Consider the following 23367-nt stretch of genomic DNA (forward strand, 5'->3'; position numbering starts at 1 on the left):
CTTTATTAATTTTTTATAATATTCTATTTATCGCATTTAATATTAAGTCATAATCAATGACACTAAAATCATCTTTTACAACATCTGTCCACTCAGGAACTTTCTTATTATTTCTAAACTTCTCAAATGTTGTTACAGCCTCAGAAATTAAATTAATTGAGGCGATATCTAATCCTTCACTTTTTTTTACAATAATACTTCTATATATCGTCTCATTTGGCTTAACACTACCATATAAAGGATGTGTTAAAATCTCATAATTTTCATGAACGTAATCTCTAGCTTTCTTCAAAATATCTATATAACTTATATCAAAATACTCTATCTCTATCCCTTTAAATTTATTATTAATAAATTTCGGATTATTAGTTATTAGTTTCATAATACCCCTCCTTAAAAAATAAAAACAGAAAGAAAGCTAGCTTTCTCTCTGTCGATTTACTTCAGAGTTCTGTCCTAGTGCAGTCTTTTTACCTGAGAATTTCATTAATATTTGCTAAATATTAACTTGTACCTTCGGTGACTTACGTCCTCTCCCACACTATTCTTACAGTATATTTCTTATATTTTTATTTTATACTATTTCTCAAATAAATAAAAACGTTTTCTTAAGCGTTATACAAAGTCTCTTGAAATATATTTATATACATATTGTTTTTTAAATATAATTTTTCAATAAAAACTGGTATTTAAAGGGTTATTTTCTAAAGTTCAAAAAATATATTTGTTTTTTTACTATGTTAATTTTATAAAATCGTCATCTTCTACTATTAAAAATAAGAGAGTAACTCAAATATCGCGATTTCGTAGACAAGTCGCCCCCGCACAGCTTATTAGATTCCAAAAAAACTTTTATAAAGCTATTTTTGAAATCAATAAATCACTTCATCTATAAGTTATCATATGAACTTTGTTAAAATTTAGAGCTTTTGGGTTAACTCCGTTATTTATATGAATTTGAAAATAATTTGAATGTTTTTGAAAAAATTGAAAATTATTCATTGAAAAATATACTTATTTTCGCTATACTTAATTTACTACAAATTGAAATTTAACATTTTATAAGGAGACATACCATGAACAATACTAAAAAAAGTTTAATAGCAATATTAATATGCTACTTTTCATGGGGTTTATTCCCTATATACTTCAAATTATTAAAAAATATCGATGCATATGAAGTTTTAACAATGCGTGTTTTATGTTCCTTCATCTTTATGTTTTTGGTAGTAGCGACCGCAAAAAATAAAAACGCAATTTTCACTGAGCTCTCTAATCTATGGAAAGATAAAAAAGGTTTCTTACTGCTAGTTCTTGCATCATTTTTAATAACAGGAAACTGGCTTACTTATATCATTGCAGTAAATACTAATCACGTACTGGAGGCAAGCTTCGGTTATTACTTAAATCCAATCGTTACGATTATTCTAGCCGTTGTGTTTTTAAAAGAAAAACTAACACGTACACAAACAATTGCATGTTTGTGTGTCGGGGGATCACTACTCTATTTATTTATATCATTAGGATCTTTACCTTGGATTTCTATCATGTTAGCACTAACCTTTGGACTATACAGCCTATGTAAGAAAAAAATCTTACTTAGTCCGAAAGCAAGTCTGTTTATCGAAACCGCAATAGTTTCTCCTATTGCCCTTATGTATATAAGCTATCTTGCTTCTAATAACGCGATAACGTTGCATAAGTTTGGACATACTACCTTAATATATGTATTACTGTCTGGAGTAGTTACTGCGGTCCCTCTTATGTTATTCGCTAAAGGAGCTACAGATATTCCCTTGTACATCCTTGGAATACTTCAATATCTTCCCCCAACAATGCAATTTTTCATTGGAATTTTTGTATACGGAGAAGCACTAAGTATTCAAAAACTAATATCATTCTCTATCATTTGGGTTGCCGTAGCAGTATTTTGTTACTCAGCCATTATCTCGATGAAAAAACAAAATTTAGTTAGTGAAAGTCTTAAGAAATAACATATACTATACGGATTCCTCTTGAATTTAGACTATAAAGCAAAAAACGAAGTTTGATTACTCAAACTTCGTTTTTTACTTTTAATTAATTAAGCGGCTTTTCTTGTACCTTGTCTAATCATAGAGATACCTGTTATGATAACAACACCTATGATTACCCATGTTAATACAGCAAGTGGCATACTCTTAACTAATGTATAAGCAATAGTTACCCCAATCACACCACCAATAGTAATAACAATAGAACCAATTCTTGAATAGTTACCAGCTCTAATGAATTCTGGTGAACCAATAGCCATAAGTCCTGCGCAAGATCCCATCATAATTGGGAATGCTACTAATGGGCTAAGTCCTAACATATAAACCATAGCCATACATGGTGCATATAATCCAACACCAGCCATCATAAGCGCTCCAAGAATGAAGTTACCTACAACACCGATAATAAGTTTAATACCTGTTAAGCCTACAGCTTCGTTACCAGCTCCAAGAGCTTTTAACCAACCAAGTTGACCTGAAGCCATTAAGAATGCAGTTACAATTAAACACACACCCATAACAAGTTGGATTTTTTTCTCAGGTAATTTATTTACTATTCTCGCACCTACTAACGCACCTGCAATAGCAGCAGCAATCATTGAGAATAAAGTAATACCTTCAACTTTAACCCCTGTTAAGAATAATACTGCTTCCATTATAACTGGAATTGTGTGGGCAACGTTTAATGTACCTGGAATCTTTTTGTCAGTGTCTAAGAACTTAGTAACTTTGAATAATAATGTTGTTGGCGCAAAGCTTCCGATACCTAATGTATCGAAGAAGTCTGTCACTAAACCGATAAAGAACCCGACAATTGGATTTTCTTTACCCAAATCATCCTTGTGTTTTACAACGTCCATAACTAAAGATGCAAGGAAGAATACCCCTCCAGCTCCTATGATAATTAATAATACTGTTAATAAATCCATATATTTTCTCTCCTATCCTAATAAGAATCCGTATGTAAGTGAATCGTCTGGATCGTAAACATAGTTACTAAATCCTAAGATGTATCCAGAACCTGTAATTTCTGGAATAATAGCATCAAATCCTGCTAATTTACGTTCTTCAACGATTCTTCCTTTGAATAAAGTACCTAAGATACTTTCATAAACAAATGGTTCACCTGGTTTTAACTCACCTTTTGCATAAAGTGTAGCTAATTTAGCAGATGTTCCTGTTCCACATGGTGAACGGTCAATATTTCCATCTCCAAACACTACTACGTTTTTATATGTAGCTTCTGGGTGAGATGGTTTGTCATAAATTTCAACTAAGTCTACAGTTTTAATGTGTTCTAAAGTTGGGTGTTGAATTTCAATATTCGCGTTAACTGCATCACGAATTTTCAATCCAGCTTCTTTTAGTTTAGAAGCATTTTTAGGTGTAACTTCTAAACCAAGTTGATCTGCTGAAATAATACAGAAGAAACTTCCACCAAATGAAATATCAAATTTAACGTGTCCTACTCCTTCTACATCAAGCTCAACATCACGTTTGTATAAGAATGATTCAACGTTTCTGAATGAAACTTCTTTTACTTTAGCTCCATTATCTTTTAATTTAGCAGTTGCATAAATTAATCCGGCCGGAGTTTCAACTACTACTTCTTTTTCAGTTGCGCCTTCTTCAACATCTACCATACCAGTTTCAACTGCTGCTGTAACTGCTGCGATAGTATTGTGTCCACACATATTTAAATAACCACCAGTATCCATGAATACTAGTCCGAAATCAGCTTCTTCTTTTGTTGGAGGTAATAAGAATGCTCCAAACATATCTTGGTGTCCACGTGGTTCAAACATTACTGATTTTCTTACATCATCAAGATGTTCAATAAAGTATTGTTTTTTCTCAACCATGTCTTTACCAGGTATTTTTGGAATTCCTGCTGTTACTAAACGAGCAGCTTCTCCTGCTGTATGTGTATCAATAACTGAAATCATTTTATTTAGTTTCATAATAACTCACTCCTTAATTTTATTTATTGTTATTTGTATCTTGTCTCATTTTTAATTTTAATAATGCTAGTGCTTTTCTAGCATCAGTATAGTCAATATTGTTTTGACAAACTATTTCTGTTTCTACACCTTCTTCAGACTTGTTAAAGTCTAAAACGAACTTCGTGTATTGATTTTCTACTACGAATTTGTGTTTCCCCATAAATTTTAAACCTACGATAGAAATTCCACGTTCTCCTATTTCAAACATAGTATTAGCATAGTCAACATCACTGTTTCCCCAACCATCTGCTGAGATAATAGCTCCATCTGTTCTCATTGCTTCTAACCATGTTGCTGTTCGCCATCCTACTAGATGTTTTAAACGATTATCCTGCGGTGTTCCCACTACAATTACCCCTTGGAAATCAATATCAGGATCTGTTGCTAATGTATCTAGTAATGGATCTCTAAAGTGGTGCAAACTTGTTTCTTTTGTAGATGGTCCAATCCCCATAATAACACCTCTTTCTATACCATTGCTCTTATCGCACCATCGCGATATTCATTAGCTGTAAGTAACACTGGCATATTGTTCATATCTATAATAGAAATACCTTTATCTATTCCACTTGGCTCTATTGGAAACAGCTGATTATCATACATCATCCCTTGCCCTGCAACTTCTTTAACCAAAGCTACTTTAGGTTTTCCAGGGTTTTTTGGATTATAAAATTCATGAATTTCATCTGCATCACGTCCACTAAGAACCTTCATAACTTCACGTATATTTTGTAAATATACATCTGATAGTTCAAAGATAGAAAAGGCCAAAGCTCTATCAAAATCTACTTCTGATTTAATAATAACATCAATATGTATTAAATAATCACTATCTGTAGGAGAACCTGCTTTATTTAGCACAAGTTGTTCTTTAAGAATACCTTCTGAAGAACCAAATTCATGCATCTGTTCTCCTTCAGTATTCGCCCCTGTTAAAAGCATATATACTCCTGTTAGAGTATGAGTTATACCCTCACCAAGTCTTCCTAGAACTTTCGTAGATATTGGTACTACATCCATTATAGTATTTACATAAAAATTATGTTCACGAGGTTTAATTATCTTAACCTCTACACTTTCAAAAATATTTTTATCATATTCAATTTCACTCGGAATAATAAGCTCATTATTTTCAATCTTCACTTTTCTTCCTAAAGCAACATTTTTCATATGGAATGCTTTTATTTGCAATCTCTCTTTTGTCATAACCATCAATCCCTTACTATTTTATCATCTGTAATAATACAGTTGTAAGTTGTTTTACTAGTACAGATTTTTGTTAAAAAAGAAGAGGGACACCCGTCCCTCTTCTGATATTTCTCCTACACGTGAGCAATATACTCAAATGGAAGAGGAACTATTTTACCTGAACTTGGTATTTTAATTAGTTGCTCTAATGTTGCTTTTAGAATTTGTGTTTGTTGCTCAACATTGTTTGGTTCCCCAGCGTTAGCACCCATTGGTACAAGTGGTGCAACGGCTCTAGGAGTACCGTTTTGACGCACTACTGGAGGTAGTGCTGCTATTAAGATTGTTGGAATACCTGCTTCCTCAATTGCTCTCTGCACGATCACGGCAGTTCTGTGGCAAGTACCTCAACCAGCAGTTAAAATAACTGCATCAACATTTTCTTCTTTTAATTTCGCAGCGATTGCTGGTCCTGTAGAGTTTGTGAAAGCCTCTTGGTCTCCACCACCACCCATGAAACCATAGTGGAATTCCGCTACGCTACCGATGAATCCTTCTTTAGCAAGTTCGTGTAATCTGTCGATTGGGAACATACAGTTGATGTCTCTGTTAGCATCAGCGTTATCATATCCACCGTGTGATACCATAAGATCTGTACTGTGAGCAGTATCTGGGATTTCACGGAATGTAGTATCCCCTGCTAAGTTAAATCTTTTATCTGTTTTTAAGTGAACTCCTGCTGCTGTAGCTAATGCTACTTTCATATCTTTTAACTCTTTAGTTACTGGAGCCCAAACTGGTTTTGGTGTAATAGGTACAAAAATTTCTGATTGTAGACCTTCAAATATCGTTAATGACATTCTAAATTCTCCTTCCTACTATTCTTCATTTAGTCTGTTTTTTACTTCTTCTTGTAATTTTTTTGTATTTAGTATTGCATTTACATAATGTTCGTCAGGTTCTTCGCTAATAACTTCTGGATAACTCAGTAAAAATGCTACCTCTTGGCCAATTTTTACCGGATAATCAGAAATTAACATTCTCATAGGAATTTTAAATTGCCCTAAGCGCCCTTTAATGTCTATCGTAACGCTGGCGTCGTTATGATCAACAATTACCCCTTCGAACACTCTTTCTGTAGATGCATATTTTAATTTTTCAATCATAACTTATTTCCTATCCTCTTTAAAAATTAATCTTCTTTTTCGTAGATTTCTTGACGTTTTTTAGATTTTGGTAATACTTGTTCGTTATCAAGTAATTCTACTTTTTGTCCTGTAGTTTTTTCAATAACTTCTACGTTATTTAATTTAACGTTAGGATTCCATTTTCTTTCAGCTTTTTTGATTGTTCCGCCACCCATTTGTGTTTTAAGCATTGCTAAAGCACGGATAGCATCTTCTTTACATAATGTATTGTTTGAAAGAATTTCGTTTTCAATACCTTGTTTAGATTTGTTGTTATCAACCATAGCTGTCATGTATTCGTTACCTACTACAAGAGCACCTTGTACTGCTGAGTAAGTCATACCAACTACTGATACTCCACGTTTACCGATTTCTTCAATGTGAGAAGCGAAGTCGATATGGTTGTTACCAAATCCTTCAGTTGTTACGATAGCACCATCGATATCCATTGCTTCGATAGTCATACCTACACGTTTAGATACATAGAATTTTTCTGAGTTAGCTTGAGGTGATCCAACTAATAATACCCCTACTAAGTCAATTTCTTCATCAGCCATTGCTTCAAGTACTAATGGTTCACGGTAGTAGTGACGAGAAGTTTCTTTAGAAGCTGGTCCAATACAAGTTAATGCGTGGATACCACCGTCTAAGATTTCTGTTGGTGCAAGCATTACTGGTAGGTTACCAAGGTCAACGTTTGGTTTAGCACCAAGTGTACCAACTGGTTCTACTGGTAAGATTAAGTTATCGTGCATAGCACCTTGTCCCATGATTTCTTTAACGATTAATACTTTTTTGTTTCCTGGGTGACGATATTGTTCAATATTGATGTTTCCAACTACTAGGCTTTCATCGTCTAATTCTTTAAGAGCTTTACGAATTTCTTCTGTAATGTGGTCGAATGCTTTGTGAGCTGCTAATGGCCCTGGACGTTCCATGTTAGCTCCTGCTTTAATTGTAACTTGACCTTTAATGAAGATTTCACCTTTATCTGGAGCTCCTGGACGACCCCACATGATGTTACGTTCTAATTCACCTTCTGAAGAACCAAATTCCCCGATTTGAACTCCGTTAGCATCAGTTCCTGTAAGAACCATTACTACACCTTTAAGTTCACGAGTAGTACCGTGACCAAGATCTCCTTCTTCTTTAACAGCGATTGGTTGAACGTCCATGATTGTTTCACTGTAAGTATCGTATTTATCAGGAGTGATAATTTCTAATTTAACACTTTCTACTAAAGCTTCTGATTCAGCAGCTTCTTTACATAAGTCTTCTGCTGTTCTTAAAACTAAAGTAGTTCCTTTAATTTCTGTTTTTTCACCAAATTCTACTTTATCAATTTTGTAGTGTTTAGTGTGTAGAGAACGGATAAATTTAGGTTCTCCTACATGTTCTTCTTCCACTTTAGCTACTGCTACTGTTTCAACTTTAGCCGCCTCAACAGCTTTAGCTTCCACTGCTTGAACTGGAGCTTGTGCTACTGGAGCTGCTGTTTGTCCACCGATAGCTGATAGTGGAATTTCAAGGTTAATATTTTCACCTTTTCCGATTTGTAGTCTGAATACTCCTGCTGGAGTTTGTGTTTGTGCAACCGGTGTAACCGGAGCTACTGGCGCAACTGGCGCGCTAACTTCAGCTACTGGAGCCTCTACTACTTCTTCTTTTTCTTCTGCTTTTTCTTCTCCACCTTGTACGGCATCAATGATACCTGGTGTAATAGGTATTAGAGCGTCTGTTGTTTTTAATAATTTAGCTCCTAATACTTGTCCGATTGTTAATGCATCGTCTGGGAATGATAATAATCCTGAATCTACTAGATCATCGAATAATCCTGGATCTTCTAAGTTTTCTGGACTAATTACGATACCTTCCTCAGCTCTGCAACAAAATACCGCTTTATCATTTAAGTGCTCTTTTGCAGTTTCTACTGTAATTGACATTACTTCTAACCTCCAACTAATTATTTATTGTTATGTAATTCTAAGCTTTTATAGCTTCTGTATAAATGATGGTCAGTGGCACGAAGTACATGATCGGTACTATGATAAACTTTTACTCCTAACCTAGGAGCTACACCTGTCACGGTGTTAGTTCAATCCTGACAAGTACCAGTAATGACTGCTTTCGCACCATCTTTCTTCATCTTCAATACTTTTTCCGCTTGTCCTGGACAAATACCCGGTAATTCACAACGTAATCTTCCATTTTTATCCGGTTTCATACGTTTACACATTTGAACAGATACAACTTCTGCACCCATTCCATCAGCTATTTGTCTCAAGCGTTCTTCTTGCGCTCCACATTCACAAATAAGTATTCCTACTTTTTCTTTTTCTTGTGGATATGGCATAGCTACAAGTAATCCACCCGTTGTTTTATTAATAGGATCTGTTTCTAATGCGGGGCGTCCTGTAAACGGTCCTCCACGCACGATTTCTCCATGTGGATGGATGTAACCACCAGCTTTTTCAATAAAGACATTTATTGGTAGTCCCAACGGGACATCTAGGAAAACACCTGGATTTTGTACACGTCCACCAACAGTAATATCTTTATCAATCAGTGGTTTGTCATCTTCAATTGCTTCAACTATACGTTTAATAGTTTCCACATTCGATATAATCGCATTTGCTTCTAGTGGCAATTGACCTGGTTTTAATACCACACCTAGTGTTTCTCTTACGATAACACGCTCGTCACCAGCAGGATACATATTAGGCAAAATTTTAATACTAATATTAGGCTCATCCTTACACGCTTTACCTAATGCTAGCATTGCTTTTCGATATTTCGTTTTAATAGCAATGTATCCTTCTTTCGCACCAGTTAATTCAACTATGTATTTTAGACCTCTAACTAAGACTTCTGGATGTTCTTCCATAAATTTAACGTTATGACCTAAGATAGGTTCACATTCTGCGGCATTCGCAATAACGTATCCACCTGGAATTTGCGCTGATAGTTTGATTCCCGTAGGGAAACCTGCACCACCAACTCCAACGATACCAGCATCTTTAATTTTTTGGAGTTTATCATCAGTTTTCTCTAATCTTACATAGTCATCAGTTTGTTCTTTATCTAATTTAACGATTATTGCCATATCGTTAACTTCTTCTACTACACCTGATAAACTAGCGTGAATATTGGCTCCTAACCCATTGGGTGTTGCTACTAATTGACCACGTTTTACATGATCACCAACATTTACAATTGCTTGACACGGACCACCGACGTGTTGCTTAAGTGGAATATTGATTTTTTCAACATTAAACTCTAACATACCTTTTCCTCCTTTCTTTAAAATTTGTTTACAAGCAGTAGTTCCAAACTTCTACTACAATTATTGTATAACAGTATGTTGAATTTTGTAAAGAGGAATATTATTAAGTATTTTACAATTTAATAAATTTTTTTATATAAATTTATTACTTTTTTTATAGATTCTTAATATTAACACGTTTTACATCCAACTTTTTTGAAATTTTTATTTAATCAAATTATCTCCAATTGAAATGCATTATCGATTAGATTAATATTATATATTTAAGGGCATTGTATATATTTACAATAGTCTCTCAATCATTTTCCCTTACACTTCTCAACCTATAAGATACTTTTTGAAAAGCATTTTCTTATCATAATTAAGAAAATATCAAAATCATATAACAAGTTAACATAATATAAATATATATGATAACTTTAAAAATATTGAAAACACCTTCATCTAACGATATTATAACAGATAATAATTGTGTTACAAAAGATAATCAGACAAATTATAATATACATAACGTAGTTCTCAACAAAAAACTTATCCATATTTCTACGGATAAGCTATATTTATAATATTTCCCAAAATTTATACTCTGTTTTCTCTAGCAAACTACTATCATTCATGATTTCTTGTTTTAATTTCATAAGAAGTGGCGAAGCATTATTGATATTCAATTCACTAATCAAAATCCAACAAGCCCCATTCGAATCATTTTGTTCAAAATCTATAAATCTCGGTACAATTTCTTGATATTGCCGATCTATTTCAACATCATAAAATGCCGTAATATAATGCACCATACGATTAATCTCCTCAACAAAGAGATCATGCACTCTAGATTGTCCATAATTTTCTATACTATAACCCGTTTCTTCTTGGAATTCTCGAACTAATGTTTCTACAAGGTTCTCATATTCTTTTTGACTGCTTCCTGGTAAATCATATCTATTCTTATAAGATACTCTAACTTTTTTAATACATAAGAGACCATATTATCTCTTAAACATACTTCATACACTCCAAAATAATTAACAATCATAATATCACCCAAAATATAAAAAAACGGTAGTGACTCAAAATCGTGATTTCAGAAAAATCAATTTTGTCGAGTCAACTCCGTTTAATTTTTATTATTCTAATTCTGCTAACTTTTGTTTTAAATAAGGTACTAACTCAGCTTTAAGATCGCTCTTAAGCGCAAAGTCGATAGTAGTCTTAACAAATCCAATTGTTTCCCCTACATCATAGCGTTTTCCTTGAAAATCATATGCATAAACATTTTCTTCTTCATTTAACATTTGAATAGCATCAGTTAATTGAACTTCTCCACCAACACCTACTTGTTTTTTAGCTAAATGCTTAAAGATTCCTGGATTAAGAACGTATCTTCCCATAATCGCCTGATTAGATGGCGCAGTCCCTGGAGCTGGCTTTTCAACAAATGTTTCAACTTCGTATAAATGACCATCTTGCCCTTTAGGAGCAATAACACCATATCTATGAGTTTGGTCTTCTGGAACACTTTGCACTCCAATTACTGAACACCCTGTCTCCTCAGCTTTATCAATAAGCTGTTTTATCGCTGGATACTCATCATTAATTACAACGTCATCCCCTAATAATACCGCAAATGGCTCATCCCCGATAAAACTACGAGCAGTTAAAATTGCATCACCTAGTCCCGCCATTTCTTTTTGACGGACATAGTGAATATTGGCAAGCTGTGTTGGATACTTAACTTTCTCTAACATTGCTAACTTACCTTTATTCTCTAATTCAACCTCTAACTCCACATTTCTGTCGAAGTGATCCTCAATAGCTCTTTTTTGTTTACCAGTTACAATAATAATATCTTCAATTCCAGCCTTAACCGCTTCTTCTACAATGTATTGAATAGTAGGAGTATCGATAATTGGAAGCATCTCTTTTGGTAGCGCCTTTGTCGCAGGCAAAAATCTTGTTCCATATCCTGCTGCCGGAATAATAGCTTTTCTTACTTTTTTCATATATTCACCTATTATTTCTTTTCTTAAATTTAACAACCTTATAATAACATATTTTTCATTATTTGGCAAATTTTCCTTGCCATTTCAAACTATATATAAAACATTATATGTACTCCTAAAGTACACTTTTCATAGCGGAAAACCTAATATATCGTTTTTTACAAATTTGCTTTTATGATTCACTGCTGATTTTCGCACATTTATCAAACAAAATAAAGGAGCAACTCAAAAATTGATTTATCCGTAATCACGATTTTCGAATTACTCCTAATCCTTACACTTTCTATCTAGTATTTAGTGCTTGAACAACTACATTTGTTGTTTGTTCTTTACCATTTCTATAATATGTTACTTTTACAGTATCTCCGATTTTAGCTTTTTCAAATAGATACTTTCTGACCGCGGCAACGTCCTTAACATCCTCCCCATTCAATTTAGTAATGATATCATATTTTTCTAAACCTGCTTGAGCAGCTGGCGTACCGTTCTCAACAGTTTTTACCACAACACCTTGTTTTCCATTAAAATTCAATTGTGATTTCAAAGCATCATTATCTACAGTATTTACAGAAACCAGTTGCACCCCTAACGCAGGACGCAATACTTTACCAGATTGTTCAAGTTGTTCAGTAATTAACTTAACCTCATTTGAAGGAATACCAAATCCTATACCCTCAGCACTTACATTAGCAGTCGCTTGAGCAATTTTTGACTCATTAATACCAATAAGTTTACCTTCATTATTAATCAACGCTCCACCACTATTCCCCGGGTTTATAGCCGCGTCCGTTTGAATAACAGTTTGATTCCAGTCATTTCTTCCATCTTTATCAATATCCATAGGAATTTGTCTATTTACAGCAGAAACAATACCTTTTGTAACAGTATTAGATAAGTTAACATCTAAAGGCGAACCAATAGCAAATGCAGTTTCACCCACAGCAATTTTATCACTATCAGCAAAGTCCATCGTTGTAGTTACATTTTCAGCACTTATCTTCAATACCGCAAGGTCAGTCCAAACATCAGTACCAACAAGCTCTGCATTAACACTAGTTCCATCACTTAAAATAACAGCTAACTTCTTAGCCCCATTAATAACGTGATTATTAGTTACAATATACGCCGTATTTCCTGATTTTTTATAAATAACACCACTTCCACTAGAAGCAGCTTTTAAATCACCAGAATTACTTGATTCAGATTTTTTAGAATTCCCACCTAAAATTGATTCCAAGTTATTACTTGAATTACTTTGGTAATTTACAATCGAAACAACAGCATCCTTAGCTTTTGATATAGCATTTACAGTAGTCTGTTGATTATCTTTATCTTCTTTTGTAACTGTTACCGTTGAATTTAACGCCCTACCTGTACCAACTACAGACTGCACACCAAAAACACTAGTAGCACCTAGAGCAAATGCTGCAAATACTGTTAGAAATAATTTTCCATAATTAGTATCCGAAGTAGCCACCCTACCCGTAGTCTCTCCCTTGTAATTCTCAAAGTTATTAAATTGTGTATTGTCTATATTATTATAATTTTGATAATTATTCTGTTCATTATAGTTGTGTTGACTATCAAAATTTTGAAGTTCTCTATTTTCCTGATTATTTTTTCTATTTTCCATAAGTAAAAATCCTCCTTTTAATTCTTTACTAAATTCTTAATAATCTATAGACCCCTTTTTAATCTATTTTTATAATATCAATACTAACTTAAATAAAGTTTAAATGGAACTTTAAATATACTTAAATATTTTTCTGCATTATACTCATTAACATAAGACTAGTTAGTTGTATCATCTCTATCTTTTGCGAAAAATAGTGCCACAACTACCTACAATACTCCTAGTAGAGTAAATAAGCATTTTATATTACTCCTCATTTACCTCCTTGTTTATAATTAATCTTAATGTTATAATCCTATATATAGATTATATGAAAAAAATAAGAAGGATGCAACATTTGTTGCTTAGCACGAGGTTAATATGAAAACAAAAAAATACTTTACACTATTCAGTATACTAATATTAATTTTTACATTTCTGTACACTTTTAATATAAATTTCGATCTCAACAAACAACTAAACCTAGCAAACCTTGCTATAACTTTTATCGTCTTAATTCTATGGATTCTATCAGGATACATATTATTGATTAAAGATATTTTCACAATAACAGAAAAAGAACGTAACGGTATAACATTGATTCTGGTATTACTAGCGATTATATTTTTCTACTATAATCCATTCCCGAACCCTGAAAGTTACTTCGTTACTATACCTAGAATAACTTACTTTATTTTAACAATAATAATATTTATCTTGCTTATTCTTGCATTTTGGAAAGAACAACTTGCGCCTCTAATTTCAGCAGTTTTCATTCCATTCTCTGTACAAAGTTATTTGGTTAATATCCAAGGTAATACCCAATACACAAGCTATACCCTTTATATAATAATAATCCTTATAGCCATAGTATATGCAATAAAATATTTCAGAGAAAAATAGTAAAAGGGAGTGACTCGAAAAAATCGTATTTCAAAGAAACAAGATTTTTTCGAGTCATCTCCCTTCACAGTTTATTAGATATCTAAAAAGCTTCTATAAAAGTGAATTTGGATATCAATAAACCACTGTATCTATGAGTTATCATATACACTTTTTTTAAAATTTAAGCCTTTTAGATCCACCCCTATTTACATTAATACTATATATTTCCTACAGATATCTGCAAAGAAACTTTGAACATCTCCTGCTTTTAACATAGCTTCTTGTTCTTCATCTACAATATAGTTATCGCTAGCTTCCATAACCGCAAGAAGCCTCTTAAAAGTATCAGCAAATAGCGCTTCATCTTCATTAAGCAGATAATTAAAATTCTGTTCAGCAAAAAACGGAACAAATACCTCTCTAAAAGCACCTTGACGAATTCTTCCGATAAGCTTCTCTCCACTCGCAGTAACGAATAAATCCCCTTGCTTTTCTACAAATTCCTTCGCTTTTATAAAACTAGAAAATATTTGGAATCCTTCCGCTTCTTGATACTCTCTAAAAACTGGTATTTTAAGCCCTTGCTCTTCAAAAAGATTTTTATCAATTATTACAAAAACCTCTTCTAAATCCCAAAATTCCTTTGCTATATAATAAAATGCTACACGCCATCTACTATCACTCTTAGGCAACCTCTTAAATGTAGCTACTTGTTCAACTAATTTAACATCTTTTTCCAATATTTGTTCCTCTATTTTCTATCAATTTAATCTAATTGAATTATCGTTCCTATACGTTTTGAAGTAGCTGCATCCAATCTATATGAAAAGAATTTATCATTATCTCTTACCGTACAGAAATCAATAATTTTAATGTTATCTTCTAGTATACCACATTTTTTTAATAATTCTTTATTCAATTGCCATAAATCTAAATAATATTTACCATCAACTTCTTTATAATAACCTTGTACTTCTAATGCTGAGAATTTCTCAATAAGATCATAAGAAACTTCGTAATTATCAACACTAATCGATGGACCTATAATAATCTTAACATCTTCCACTTTACAGCCGTACTTATTACGCATGATGTTCACTATTTCCCCGGCAATATTCCCATATGTCCCACGCCAACCTGCATGAGCTAAGGCAACAACTCCTTGCTTCTTATCATAAAATACCACCGGCACACAATCAGCTGTGAAAATTAACAGAGGTGTTGTCTGTAAACTAGTAATTAAACCATCCGCTTCCTTCCCGTTTTCTATAAAATCGTCTCCAGATTCAACAATACGAACATCTACCCCGTGAACCTGAGTATTATAAACTATATTATCATGATTAAATCCATATTCACCAGAGAATCTTTTCATCTGCTCACTATTCTTAGCATTAACATTTCTATTAGTGAATCCTATTTTTATATTGTTATCATTAATTAAATAACCATCAACTGTTTCGCGCATAGCATCCTCCTTTTTAAATATTCTTTATACATACATCATTTAAAAATCAGAATAGATTTATTTTAATTTTTTCAATTCCTGTAATGCTTTTTGATTATTTTTTATTAAAATATTTTGTTGCTCTATTGCAATTTCATTTAATTTTTGTAATCTAATTTCAGACGATATCCCTGATTTTAACATATCGGCATTTAATATTTGTAAATTATTCATTATCATTAACTGCTCAATAGTAGAGTTATCTCTTAAATTCCCTTCTTTTTCAGGATATTTGTTTTTAAATTCTTTTGCAGTCATTCCGTATAACGCCATATTTAAAATATCAGCTTCACTTGCATACTTATGTCTTATTTGTGTAGTAGTAAGTGTAGGTGTAATTAAGTTGTTTTTTATTGCATCTGTATGAATAGTATAGTTTAACTTTGAAATGTATCTATTAGTTTGCCATTCTAATTTATTTTTATATGATTCTTCCTGTTTTAATCTTTGATAATCTTGGATAATATATAATTTAAACTCTGGAGAAATCCAAGAAGCGAATTCAAACGCAATGTCCGAGTGCGCGTAAGTCCCTCCATATCTACCTGCTGTTGACTTAATTCCCACTGCATTTGTTGTTTCTATCCATTTTTGAGGAGTTAAAACAAAACTATTAGACCCCGCTTCATTTTTAACCGTGTCGAATTCGACACGGTTAAAATTGCTATTATTCATTTGTTCCCAAACCCCTAAAAACTCTATTGTTGATTTATTTCTTAGCCAATTTTGTATGATATATCTTGGATTTTCCGAGTCTCTATATTTTGCAATATCAGTTAAACTAATATAATCTGTATTTGAAGTTAATAATGCTATTTCATTACCGTTAGCTTTAATTTTTACCATTTTATAGTCCTTCCTTTATATTTAATTATAACTTTCTAATATTTAATGTTTTTCTTATCATATAAAACTTACAATATAACTATATTCCTCTATCACTCATTTTTATAAATCAATTCTCCTCTCAACTAATTATACTATATCAATTTTAAAAATTAAATAAATTGCAATCCATACCACAATAGCTAAACTTTCATTCTACCAAACTAAATAGGAGTCTGAAAAATATCTATCTTTCAGACTCCTATTAAACATTTATCTTATTCTTCTACTAAATCTAAGTAAACTTTTTTACTAAATGTTGTTGAATTTAATACAGTACGAATCGCGTTAATTACTGTACCCTTCTTCCCTATAATGCGCCCGCAATCTTCTGGGTGCACTGTTAAAATGTAGTGTTCGCGTGCATTTTTAACAAATTTTTCGATCTTGATTTCATCCTTATGCTCAACAATTTCACTAACAATACTATAAATTAATTCTTCCATGTTTCTCTCCTTATTTAGCTACGATATTAACTAATCTTCCTGGAACAACAATTACTTTCATAACTTGTTTTCCTTCAATTAATTCTTTTACTTCTTCATTAGCTAGAACAATTTGTTCCAACTCAGCAGGCGTTAAATCTTTCTTAACATCTAATTTAGCTTTAACTTTACCCATAAGTTGAACTACGATTTCTACAGTATCACTTACAAGTTTGCTTTCATCAAATGTCGGCCATGATACGTATGAGATTGACTCAGTGTTACCATAAATTTCCCACATTTCTTCAGCAAGGTGAGGTGCAAATGGTGCAAGAAGTTGGATAAATCCTAGTGCATATTTACGAGGAATATATTCAGCTTTATAACAATCATTTACGAACACCATAAGTTGTGAAATAGCTGTGTTAAATCCTAGAATTTCAATGTCTTCTGACACTTTCTTAATAGTGTAGTTATAGCTTACTTCTAATTCTTCATTATCTTTATCTTGAACTTTATCATTAACTTTTCCAGTTTCTTCATCAACGAATAGACGATATACCCTATCTAAGAAACGACGAGATCCATCAAGTCCATTTTCACTCCATGCGATAGAAGCGTCTAATGGTCCCATAAACATTTCATAAACACGTAATGTATCAGCACCATGAGATACAATAATATCATCAGGGTTAACTACATTACCTTTAGATTTAGACATTTTTTCTGGACGACCATCTTTACCTTCAGCAAGAATCATACCTTGGTTGAATAGTTTTTGGAATGGCTCACGACTTGGTACTAAACCTAAATCGTAAAGAACTTTATGCCAGAAACGAGCATATAATAAGTGAAGAACTGCGTGTTCAGCTCCACCGATATATACATCTACAGGTAACCAGTATTTTAATTTCTCAGGATCTGCAAACATTTCATCATTGTGCGGATCGATATAACGTAGGTAGTACCAACAAGAACCAGCCCATTGAGGCATTGTGTTAGTTTCACGTTTACCTTTTTTACCAGTCTCAGGATCTACAACATTTAACCACTCTTCAATATTAGCAAGCGGTGATTCTCCTGTTCCTGATGGTTGAATATTATCAGTTTCTGGAAGTAATAGTGGCAGTTCGCTATCAGGTACAGTCGTCATAGTACCATCTTCCCAGTGGATAATTGGAATTGGTTCTCCCCAATAACGTTGTCTTGAGAATAACCAGTCACGTAGTTTGTAAGTAACTTTACTACGCCCAACTTTATTTTCCTCCAAGAATTCAATAACTTTTGCGATAGAATCTTCATTATTTAATCCATTAATAAAATCAGAATTAATGTGTTTACCATCTCCATAGAACGGTACCACAACTTCTCCATTATCTTCGATAACAGCTGTGATTGTCAAGTTAAACTTAGTAGCAAACTCATAGTCACGTTCGTCATGTGCAGGAACAGCCATAACAGCCCCAGTTCCGTAACTTGCAAGGACATAATCTGCAATCCAAAGTTCTACCTTTTCACCATTTACAGGGTTAATCGCGTAAGCTCCTGTGAATACTCCTGTTTTATCTTTGTTAAGGTCTGTTCTTTCAAGGTCAGACTTACGTTTAACGATATCAAGATACTCCTCAACAGCAGCTCTTTGCCCTTCAGTAACGATTTCTTCTACAAGTTTATGTTCAGGTGCAAGCACACAGTAAGATACACCAAATACAGTATCAGCACGCGTAGTAAATACTGTGAATGCTTTATCAGTTCCTTCAATTTTGAAATCAATCTCAGCACCGACAGATTTTCCAATCCAGTTACGTTGCATAGCTTTAAGACTTTCTGGCCAATCAAGGATATCTAAATCATCTATAAGTTGCTCTGCATACTCAGTAATTTTAAGTACCCACTGACGCATCGGACGACGCTCTACAGGGTATCCTCCACGCTCAGATTTACCATCGATAACCTCTTCATTAGAAAGTACTGTTCCTAATGCTGGACACCAGTTTACAGGTACTTCATCAACATATGCAAGCCCTTTTTCATAAAGTTTTTTGAAAATCCATTGTGTCCACTTGTAGTAGTTAGGATCTGTTGTATTTACTTCACGATCCCAATCATAAGAAAATCCTAATTCTTTAATTTGACGACGGAACGTGTCGATATTAGTTTTAGTGAAGTCTCTTGGATCATGACCAGTATCTAATGCATATTGCTCAGCAGGTAATCCAAACGCATCCCATCCCATTGGATGAAGTACATTATACCCATTTGCTCTTTTATATCTACTTAAGATATCAGTAGCTGTATACCCTTCTGGGTGACCTACGTGAAGTCCAGCCCCTGATGGATAAGGGAACATATCTAATGCATAGAACTTCTCTTTTGTATGATCATCTAATGTTTTGAATGTTTTATTTTCATCCCAATATTTTTGCCATTTCTTTTCAATAACTCTGTGGTTATATACCATAATTTAAGCACACTCCTTCGCTTTCAAGTTCTTTACTTTATAGTATACCAATTTTATCAGCTTTTAGCAACAACTGTTATAAGTTAATGTGAAAATAATAGCTAAACTTTCAATTTCAATCAAATCACACTATAATTCTACCTACACTCTTAACTTAACAAATTAATATAATATAACCATAAAAACAACTCAGAAGTTGTGATTTTTACAAATCCGCCTTCTGAGTTACTTTTTTTATTTCATATATTCATTATCCAATAGCTACAAATGATCCACCGATATTTGTATCATAAGGATCTGTACTTCTTTGGTTCCAAATTGTATCAACGTCATACCATTTTCCAGTAGTATTTACATTATCTGGATCCATCGCTTTAGTCTTACCATTACTATATCCACTTAAAGCAATTGCATGAGTTAATCTACCTTTTGCAAAAATACCATTACCTACAGTTGCAAATACAGGTTTTCCACTTTGTAGCGCAGCAATAAGTTGCTCTTTAGTTGCTAACACTGTGTGTTTATATCCATATGCATTAATCGCGTAAACAGCGCCTTTACCAGATGTTCCTAATCCACCAACATTCATCTCGCTTGTATTGTTATAGATTGTATCAGCCACAGCAGTAGGAAGAACTTTTTGTCCTAAACCATTGAATACCATAGCTAAAGATGTAGGTACACATCCACTTTGTGCCATTGTTCCAAGACCATATCTTCTATTCGCCCAACGATAATCACCTTGGTAATATTGTGGCATATTTAGAGCTGGCGTATTCTTATCTTCCTTAGCATAGTTTGGTACCCATTTACCACTTGAATCTACGTAGTAACGTCCATTATCTACCCATGCACTTTTAGCCATTCTTCCATCCGCACCTAACCAGTAGTTTCCTACCCATTTGTTACGAGCTAATGAACCGTCTTTTTCGTAATAGTACCATTCTCCACCATTACGTTTTTGCCAACCTAGTTCATCATTGATAATAACTTTTTTCTTAACTGATGGATCTTTTTTACCAGTTTTATCAACATAATATCTATCGTTATCTACCCAGCTATCTGTTACTAACTTACCGTCCTTATCAACCCAGTAAGTCTCTCCTATCCATTTGTTGCGAGCTACTGTACCATCTTGTTCATAGTAATACCATGCATTATCAACTTTAGCCCAACCATGTTTCTTCTCTGCTGGTTTTGGTGCTTCTTGTTTCTTAGCATTTTTATCCCATAATCCATTTGCTCCTACGTAGTAACGTCCATTATCTACCCATGCGCTAGTCACCATTTTTCCATCTGTTCCTAGCCAGTAGTTTCCTGCCCATTTGTTGCGAGCTAGCGTTCCATTATCATAGTAATACCAGTCGCTTCCTGATTTTATCCAACCTTGTTTCTTCTCTTCTGGTTTCTTAGCATTTTTATCCCATAGTCCATTGGCTCCTACATAATAACGTCCGTTATCTACCCATGAGCTTACTACTAGTTTCCCATCGGCTCCTAGCCAGTAGTTTCCTGCCCATTTATTTTTAACAAATGTTCCATTTTCATAATAGTACCAAGCATTGTTTTCTTTTACCCAACCTTGTTTCTTAACTACTGGTTTTGGTGCTTCTTGTTTCTTAGCATTTTTATCCCATAATCCATTTACTCCTACGTAGTAACGTCCGTTATCTACCCATGAGTTTGTCGCCATTTTTCCATCTGCACCTAGCCAGTAATTTCCTGCCCATTTGTTTCGTACTAATGCTCCATTTTGATCAAGGTAATACCAGTCACTTCCTGATTTTATCCAACCTTGTTTCTTCTCTGCTGGTTTTTGAGCGTCTTTCACCCATGCCCCATCTTTTCCTACGTAGTAACGTCCATTGTCTACCCAAGCATTCGTTACCATTTTTCCATCTGCTCCTAGCCAGTAGTTTCCTGCCCAAGCGTTTCTTGCTAATCTTCCATTTTGATTATAGTAATACCATGTATTTCCACTCTTAACCCATCCTTGAGCTGCTAAAGCGTCATTACTAGCTACTGCATTCACTGCGATTGGAGTTGCTAATACAGTAAGTACCCCTAATCCTAATTTCACTCTATTTTTCGTCATAACATTTCACCTCAAAAAATTCCATATTTTTTTTAATTGTATTATTTATTTTACACCAATTAATCCTATAATTCAAGAAAATATATATTATATTTCAATTACAAAAATAATAAAGAAAGACGATTCAAAAACATAATTCCATAAGAATAAATTTATTGAATCGTCCACTTCAAAGTTTGTTTTATACGAAAAACTTTTTATATTGTATATTTAGCTATCAATAAGTTACTACTCTTAAATAATTAGAATCGTTGAAAGTCAATATCCCTTTTAAATTCTTATTTATAGTAAGCTATGATTCCGTCAACAATACCATTTGCTAAACGTTCTTGATATGCATTTGTTTTGATTTTGTTACGCTCTTCTGGGTTATCTATAAATCCTAATTCAACTAGAATTGATGGAATAGAAGTTTCACGAAGAACTGTGAATGAAGCGCGTTTAGCTCCTCTATCGTTTGCACCGGTTTGATACAATAGATTTTGTTGTACTTTTAATGCTAATTTTAATCTATTTTTTTTCATAAATAATTCTTCTAAAATTTTTAAAAATTTTTTATTTACATAAATACATATCTTACTATTTTATTATAAATTTATTATTTTTTCAAAGAAATCCCTCGTCTGTAACATAATCCTAATATTAATCACAAATTTATTGACACTACCTCTTTCTTCTTATAAAATTAATATATAAAATTATAGGAAGGACTCGCTTTAGCGAGAAAATTGTACTATGACTAAAAAAATATTAGTAACAGGTGGAGCAGGATTCATCGGATCACACACTTGTATCGAATTATTAAACAATGGAAATGAAGTAGTTGTCGTTGATAACTTATATAATGCAAACAAAAAAAGTTTAGAAGTGGTAGAAAGAGTTACAGGAAAAAAAGTAACATTCTACAAAGCTGATATTCGTGATGAAGCTAAATTAGACGAAATCTTTGAAAAAGAAGGAAATATCTATGGAGTTATCCACTTCGCTGGATTAAAAGCAGTTGGTGAATCTTGCCAATTACCACTGAAATACTATGATAACAACGTAGCAGGAACTACTACACTATGTCGCGTTATGGAAAAACACAACTGTAAGAACATTATCTTCAGTTCTTCAGCTACAGTATACGGAGATCCTCACGCATTACCAATAAAAGAAGATTTCCCATTATCTGTAACTAACCCATATGGACGCACTAAACTAATACTAGAAGAGATTTTAGGAGATGTTTATGCCGCTGATAAAGAATGGAACGTTGTATTACTTCGTTACTTCAACCCTATCGGAGCACACGAATGCGGAGATATTGGAGAAGATCCAACAGGAATTCCAAACAACCTACTTCCATACGTAATGCAAGTAGCTGTAGGAAAACTAGAAAAAGTTAACGTCTTCGGAAATGACTTCGACACACATGACGGTACTGGGGTACGTGACTATATTCACGTAGTAGACCTAGCTCGCGGTCACGTGGCAGCCCTTAAAAAATTAGAAAAAGGTAGCGGTCTAACTAAGTATAACCTAGGAACAGGAGTAGGATACTCTGTATTAGATATTATTAAGAGTGCTTCTGCTGCTGTTGGACGTGACTTACCATATGTTATCGCTCCACGTCGTGCAGGAGATATCGCAGCGTGTTACGCTGATGCAACAAAAGCTAAAGAAGAACTTGGCTGGGAAGCAAAATACGATGTGAAACGCATGTGTGAAGACTCTTGGAGATGGCAAAGCAAACATCCAAACGGATTTGCTGATTAATATATAAAGACCATAAAAATATTCGGAGCTGGACTTTTTCCACGC

The 23367-nt window shown here is 33.5% G+C and carries 22 protein-coding genes and 1 riboswitch; of the genes, 3 read left to right on the top strand and 19 right to left on the bottom strand.

The genetic code is table 11. The features are described from left to right. Positions 1 to 13: 13 nt before the first annotated feature. Positions 14 to 382, bottom strand: a complete 369-nt coding sequence (locus tag RWS90_RS00565) for a GrdX family protein (RefSeq protein WP_314547954.1) — start codon at positions 380 to 382, stop codon at positions 14 to 16. Between the two features lie 70 nt (positions 383 to 452). Then, positions 453 to 549: riboswitch (glycine riboswitch) on the bottom strand. A gap of 527 nt (positions 550 to 1076) precedes the next feature. Here RWS90_RS00565 and rarD point away from each other — a divergent pair. Continuing rightward, entirely contained in the window at positions 1077 to 1994 is a 918-nt protein-coding gene (rarD, locus tag RWS90_RS00570; RefSeq protein WP_314547955.1) for an EamA family transporter RarD, read from the top strand. 89 nt (positions 1995 to 2083) lie between these two features. Here the strand turns inward: rarD and RWS90_RS00575 are convergent, their stop codons facing one another. The 11 genes from RWS90_RS00575 to RWS90_RS00625 all read right to left on the bottom strand — a co-directional run bounded on the left by RWS90_RS00575 (position 2084) and on the right by RWS90_RS00625 (position 13327). Beyond that, on the bottom strand, positions 2084 to 2962 hold the full coding sequence (locus RWS90_RS00575; protein ID WP_314547956.1) for a TSUP family transporter: 879 nt from the start codon (positions 2960 to 2962) through the stop codon (positions 2084 to 2086). Positions 2963 to 2974: 12 nt separating this feature from the next. After that, the gene (locus RWS90_RS00580; protein ID WP_314547957.1) at positions 2975 to 3994 is read right to left on the bottom strand and encodes a proline racemase family protein; all 1020 of its coding nucleotides are present in this window, start codon (positions 3992 to 3994) and stop codon (positions 2975 to 2977) included. A 19-nt stretch (positions 3995 to 4013) separates the two neighbouring features. Further along, entirely contained in the window at positions 4014 to 4490 is a 477-nt protein-coding gene (locus RWS90_RS00585; RefSeq protein WP_314547958.1) for a glycine/sarcosine/betaine reductase component B subunit, read from the bottom strand. 14 nt (positions 4491 to 4504) lie between these two features. Beyond that, a complete protein-coding gene (prdD, locus tag RWS90_RS00590; RefSeq protein WP_314547959.1) occupies positions 4505 to 5242 on the bottom strand; it encodes a proline reductase cluster protein PrdD in 738 nt (245 codons plus the stop codon). A gap of 116 nt (positions 5243 to 5358) precedes the next feature. After that, positions 5359 to 6084, bottom strand: a complete 726-nt coding sequence (prdB, locus tag RWS90_RS00595; protein WP_314547960.1) for a D-proline reductase (dithiol) protein PrdB — start codon at positions 6082 to 6084, stop codon at positions 5359 to 5361. Positions 6085 to 6102: 18 nt separating this feature from the next. Further along, complete coding sequence (locus RWS90_RS00600; protein WP_204641751.1) at positions 6103 to 6390, bottom strand: CBO2463/CBO2479 domain-containing protein; 288 nt, start codon at positions 6388 to 6390, stop codon at positions 6103 to 6105. A gap of 26 nt (positions 6391 to 6416) precedes the next feature. Further along, the gene (gene prdA, locus RWS90_RS00605; protein ID WP_314547961.1) at positions 6417 to 8354 is read right to left on the bottom strand and encodes a D-proline reductase (dithiol) proprotein PrdA; all 1938 of its coding nucleotides are present in this window, start codon (positions 8352 to 8354) and stop codon (positions 6417 to 6419) included. 20 nt (positions 8355 to 8374) lie between these two features. After that, entirely contained in the window at positions 8375 to 9694 is a 1320-nt protein-coding gene (gene prdC / locus RWS90_RS00610; protein ID WP_314547962.1) for a proline reductase-associated electron transfer protein PrdC, read from the bottom strand. A gap of 560 nt (positions 9695 to 10254) precedes the next feature. After that, positions 10255 to 10665 (bottom strand): NUDIX domain-containing protein, encoded by a 411-nt coding sequence (locus RWS90_RS00615; protein ID WP_314548019.1) that lies wholly within the window; start codon positions 10663 to 10665, stop codon positions 10255 to 10257. 153 nt (positions 10666 to 10818) lie between these two features. Then, the gene (gene galU, locus RWS90_RS00620) at positions 10819 to 11694 is read right to left on the bottom strand and encodes a UTP--glucose-1-phosphate uridylyltransferase GalU (RefSeq protein ID WP_314547963.1); all 876 of its coding nucleotides are present in this window, start codon (positions 11692 to 11694) and stop codon (positions 10819 to 10821) included. A gap of 283 nt (positions 11695 to 11977) precedes the next feature. After that, entirely contained in the window at positions 11978 to 13327 is a 1350-nt protein-coding gene (locus RWS90_RS00625; RefSeq protein WP_314547964.1) for a trypsin-like peptidase domain-containing protein, read from the bottom strand. Between the two features lie 525 nt (positions 13328 to 13852). On the opposite strand from RWS90_RS00625, the gene RWS90_RS00630 reads away from it, so the two are divergent. Continuing rightward, a complete protein-coding gene (locus tag RWS90_RS00630; protein ID WP_314547966.1) occupies positions 13853 to 14209 on the top strand; it encodes a hypothetical protein in 357 nt (118 codons plus the stop codon). Between the two features lie 188 nt (positions 14210 to 14397). On the opposite strand, the gene RWS90_RS00635 is transcribed toward RWS90_RS00630, so the two are convergent. The 7 genes from RWS90_RS00635 to RWS90_RS00665 all read right to left on the bottom strand — a co-directional run bounded on the left by RWS90_RS00635 (position 14398) and on the right by RWS90_RS00665 (position 22088). Next, a complete protein-coding gene (locus RWS90_RS00635; RefSeq protein WP_314547968.1) occupies positions 14398 to 14931 on the bottom strand; it encodes a hypothetical protein in 534 nt (177 codons plus the stop codon). Between the two features lie 26 nt (positions 14932 to 14957). Further along, positions 14958 to 15659 (bottom strand): peptidoglycan editing factor PgeF, encoded by a 702-nt coding sequence (gene pgeF / locus RWS90_RS00640; RefSeq protein ID WP_314547969.1) that lies wholly within the window; start codon positions 15657 to 15659, stop codon positions 14958 to 14960. Positions 15660 to 15716: 57 nt separating this feature from the next. After that, entirely contained in the window at positions 15717 to 16544 is an 828-nt protein-coding gene (locus RWS90_RS00645) for a KilA-N domain-containing protein (RefSeq protein WP_314547970.1), read from the bottom strand. A gap of 257 nt (positions 16545 to 16801) precedes the next feature. Beyond that, the gene (locus RWS90_RS00650; protein WP_003147770.1) at positions 16802 to 17029 is read right to left on the bottom strand and encodes a KH domain-containing protein; all 228 of its coding nucleotides are present in this window, start codon (positions 17027 to 17029) and stop codon (positions 16802 to 16804) included. Positions 17030 to 17039: 10 nt separating this feature from the next. Then, on the bottom strand, positions 17040 to 19469 hold the full coding sequence (leuS, locus tag RWS90_RS00655) for a leucine--tRNA ligase (protein ID WP_314547971.1): 2430 nt from the start codon (positions 19467 to 19469) through the stop codon (positions 17040 to 17042). 250 nt (positions 19470 to 19719) lie between these two features. Beyond that, positions 19720 to 21564, bottom strand: a complete 1845-nt coding sequence (locus RWS90_RS00660) for a C39 family peptidase (protein ID WP_314547972.1) — start codon at positions 21562 to 21564, stop codon at positions 19720 to 19722. A gap of 278 nt (positions 21565 to 21842) precedes the next feature. Further along, on the bottom strand, positions 21843 to 22088 hold the full coding sequence (locus RWS90_RS00665) for an N-acetylmuramoyl-L-alanine amidase (RefSeq protein WP_314547973.1): 246 nt from the start codon (positions 22086 to 22088) through the stop codon (positions 21843 to 21845). 211 nt (positions 22089 to 22299) lie between these two features. Between RWS90_RS00665 and galE the strand changes: the two genes are divergently transcribed. After that, positions 22300 to 23322 (top strand): UDP-glucose 4-epimerase GalE, encoded by a 1023-nt coding sequence (gene galE, locus RWS90_RS00670; protein ID WP_314547974.1) that lies wholly within the window; start codon positions 22300 to 22302, stop codon positions 23320 to 23322. Positions 23323 to 23367: the final 45 nt, after the last annotated feature.

The sequence above is a fragment of the uncultured Gemella sp. genome, assembly GCF_963529685.1.
Classification (GTDB): Bacteria; Bacillota; Bacilli; order Staphylococcales; family Gemellaceae; genus Gemella.

Bases quoted from the DNA above. Each gene is read 5' to 3' on its own strand.
- RWS90_RS00565 (WP_314547954.1), bottom strand. From the start codon at position 382: ATGAAACTAATAACTAATAATCCGAAATTTATTAATAATAAATTTAAA.
- rarD (WP_314547955.1), top strand. From the start codon at position 1,077: ATGAACAATACTAAAAAAAGTTTAATAGCAATATTAATATGCTACTTT.
- RWS90_RS00575 (WP_314547956.1), bottom strand. From the start codon at position 2,962: ATGGATTTATTAACAGTATTATTAATTATCATAGGAGCTGGAGGGGTA.
- RWS90_RS00580 (WP_314547957.1), bottom strand. From the start codon at position 3,994: ATGAAACTAAATAAAATGATTTCAGTTATTGATACACATACAGCAGGA.
- RWS90_RS00585 (WP_314547958.1), bottom strand. From the start codon at position 4,490: ATGGGGATTGGACCATCTACAAAAGAAACAAGTTTGCACCACTTTAGA.
- prdD (WP_314547959.1), bottom strand. From the start codon at position 5,242: ATGACAAAAGAGAGATTGCAAATAAAAGCATTCCATATGAAAAATGTT.
- RWS90_RS00600 (WP_204641751.1), bottom strand. From the start codon at position 6,390: ATGATTGAAAAATTAAAATATGCATCTACAGAAAGAGTGTTCGAAGGG.
- prdA (WP_314547961.1), bottom strand. From the start codon at position 8,354: ATGTCAATTACAGTAGAAACTGCAAAAGAGCACTTAAATGATAAAGCG.
- galU (WP_314547963.1), bottom strand. From the start codon at position 11,694: ATGAAAAAAGTAAGAAAAGCTATTATTCCGGCAGCAGGATATGGAACA.
- RWS90_RS00625 (WP_314547964.1), bottom strand. From the start codon at position 13,327: ATGGAAAATAGAAAAAATAATCAGGAAAATAGAGAACTTCAAAATTTT.
- pgeF (WP_314547969.1), bottom strand. From the start codon at position 15,659: ATGCGCGAAACAGTTGATGGTTATTTAATTAATGATAACAATATAAAA.
- RWS90_RS00645 (WP_314547970.1), bottom strand. From the start codon at position 16,544: ATGGTAAAAATTAAAGCTAACGGTAATGAAATAGCATTATTAACTTCA.
- RWS90_RS00650 (WP_003147770.1), bottom strand. From the start codon at position 17,029: ATGGAAGAATTAATTTATAGTATTGTTAGTGAAATTGTTGAGCATAAG.
- leuS (WP_314547971.1), bottom strand. From the start codon at position 19,469: ATGGTATATAACCACAGAGTTATTGAAAAGAAATGGCAAAAATATTGG.
- RWS90_RS00660 (WP_314547972.1), bottom strand. From the start codon at position 21,564: ATGACGAAAAATAGAGTGAAATTAGGATTAGGGGTACTTACTGTATTA.
- RWS90_RS00665 (WP_314547973.1), bottom strand. From the start codon at position 22,088: ATGAAAAAAAATAGATTAAAATTAGCATTAAAAGTACAACAAAATCTA.
- galE (WP_314547974.1), top strand. From the start codon at position 22,300: ATGACTAAAAAAATATTAGTAACAGGTGGAGCAGGATTCATCGGATCA.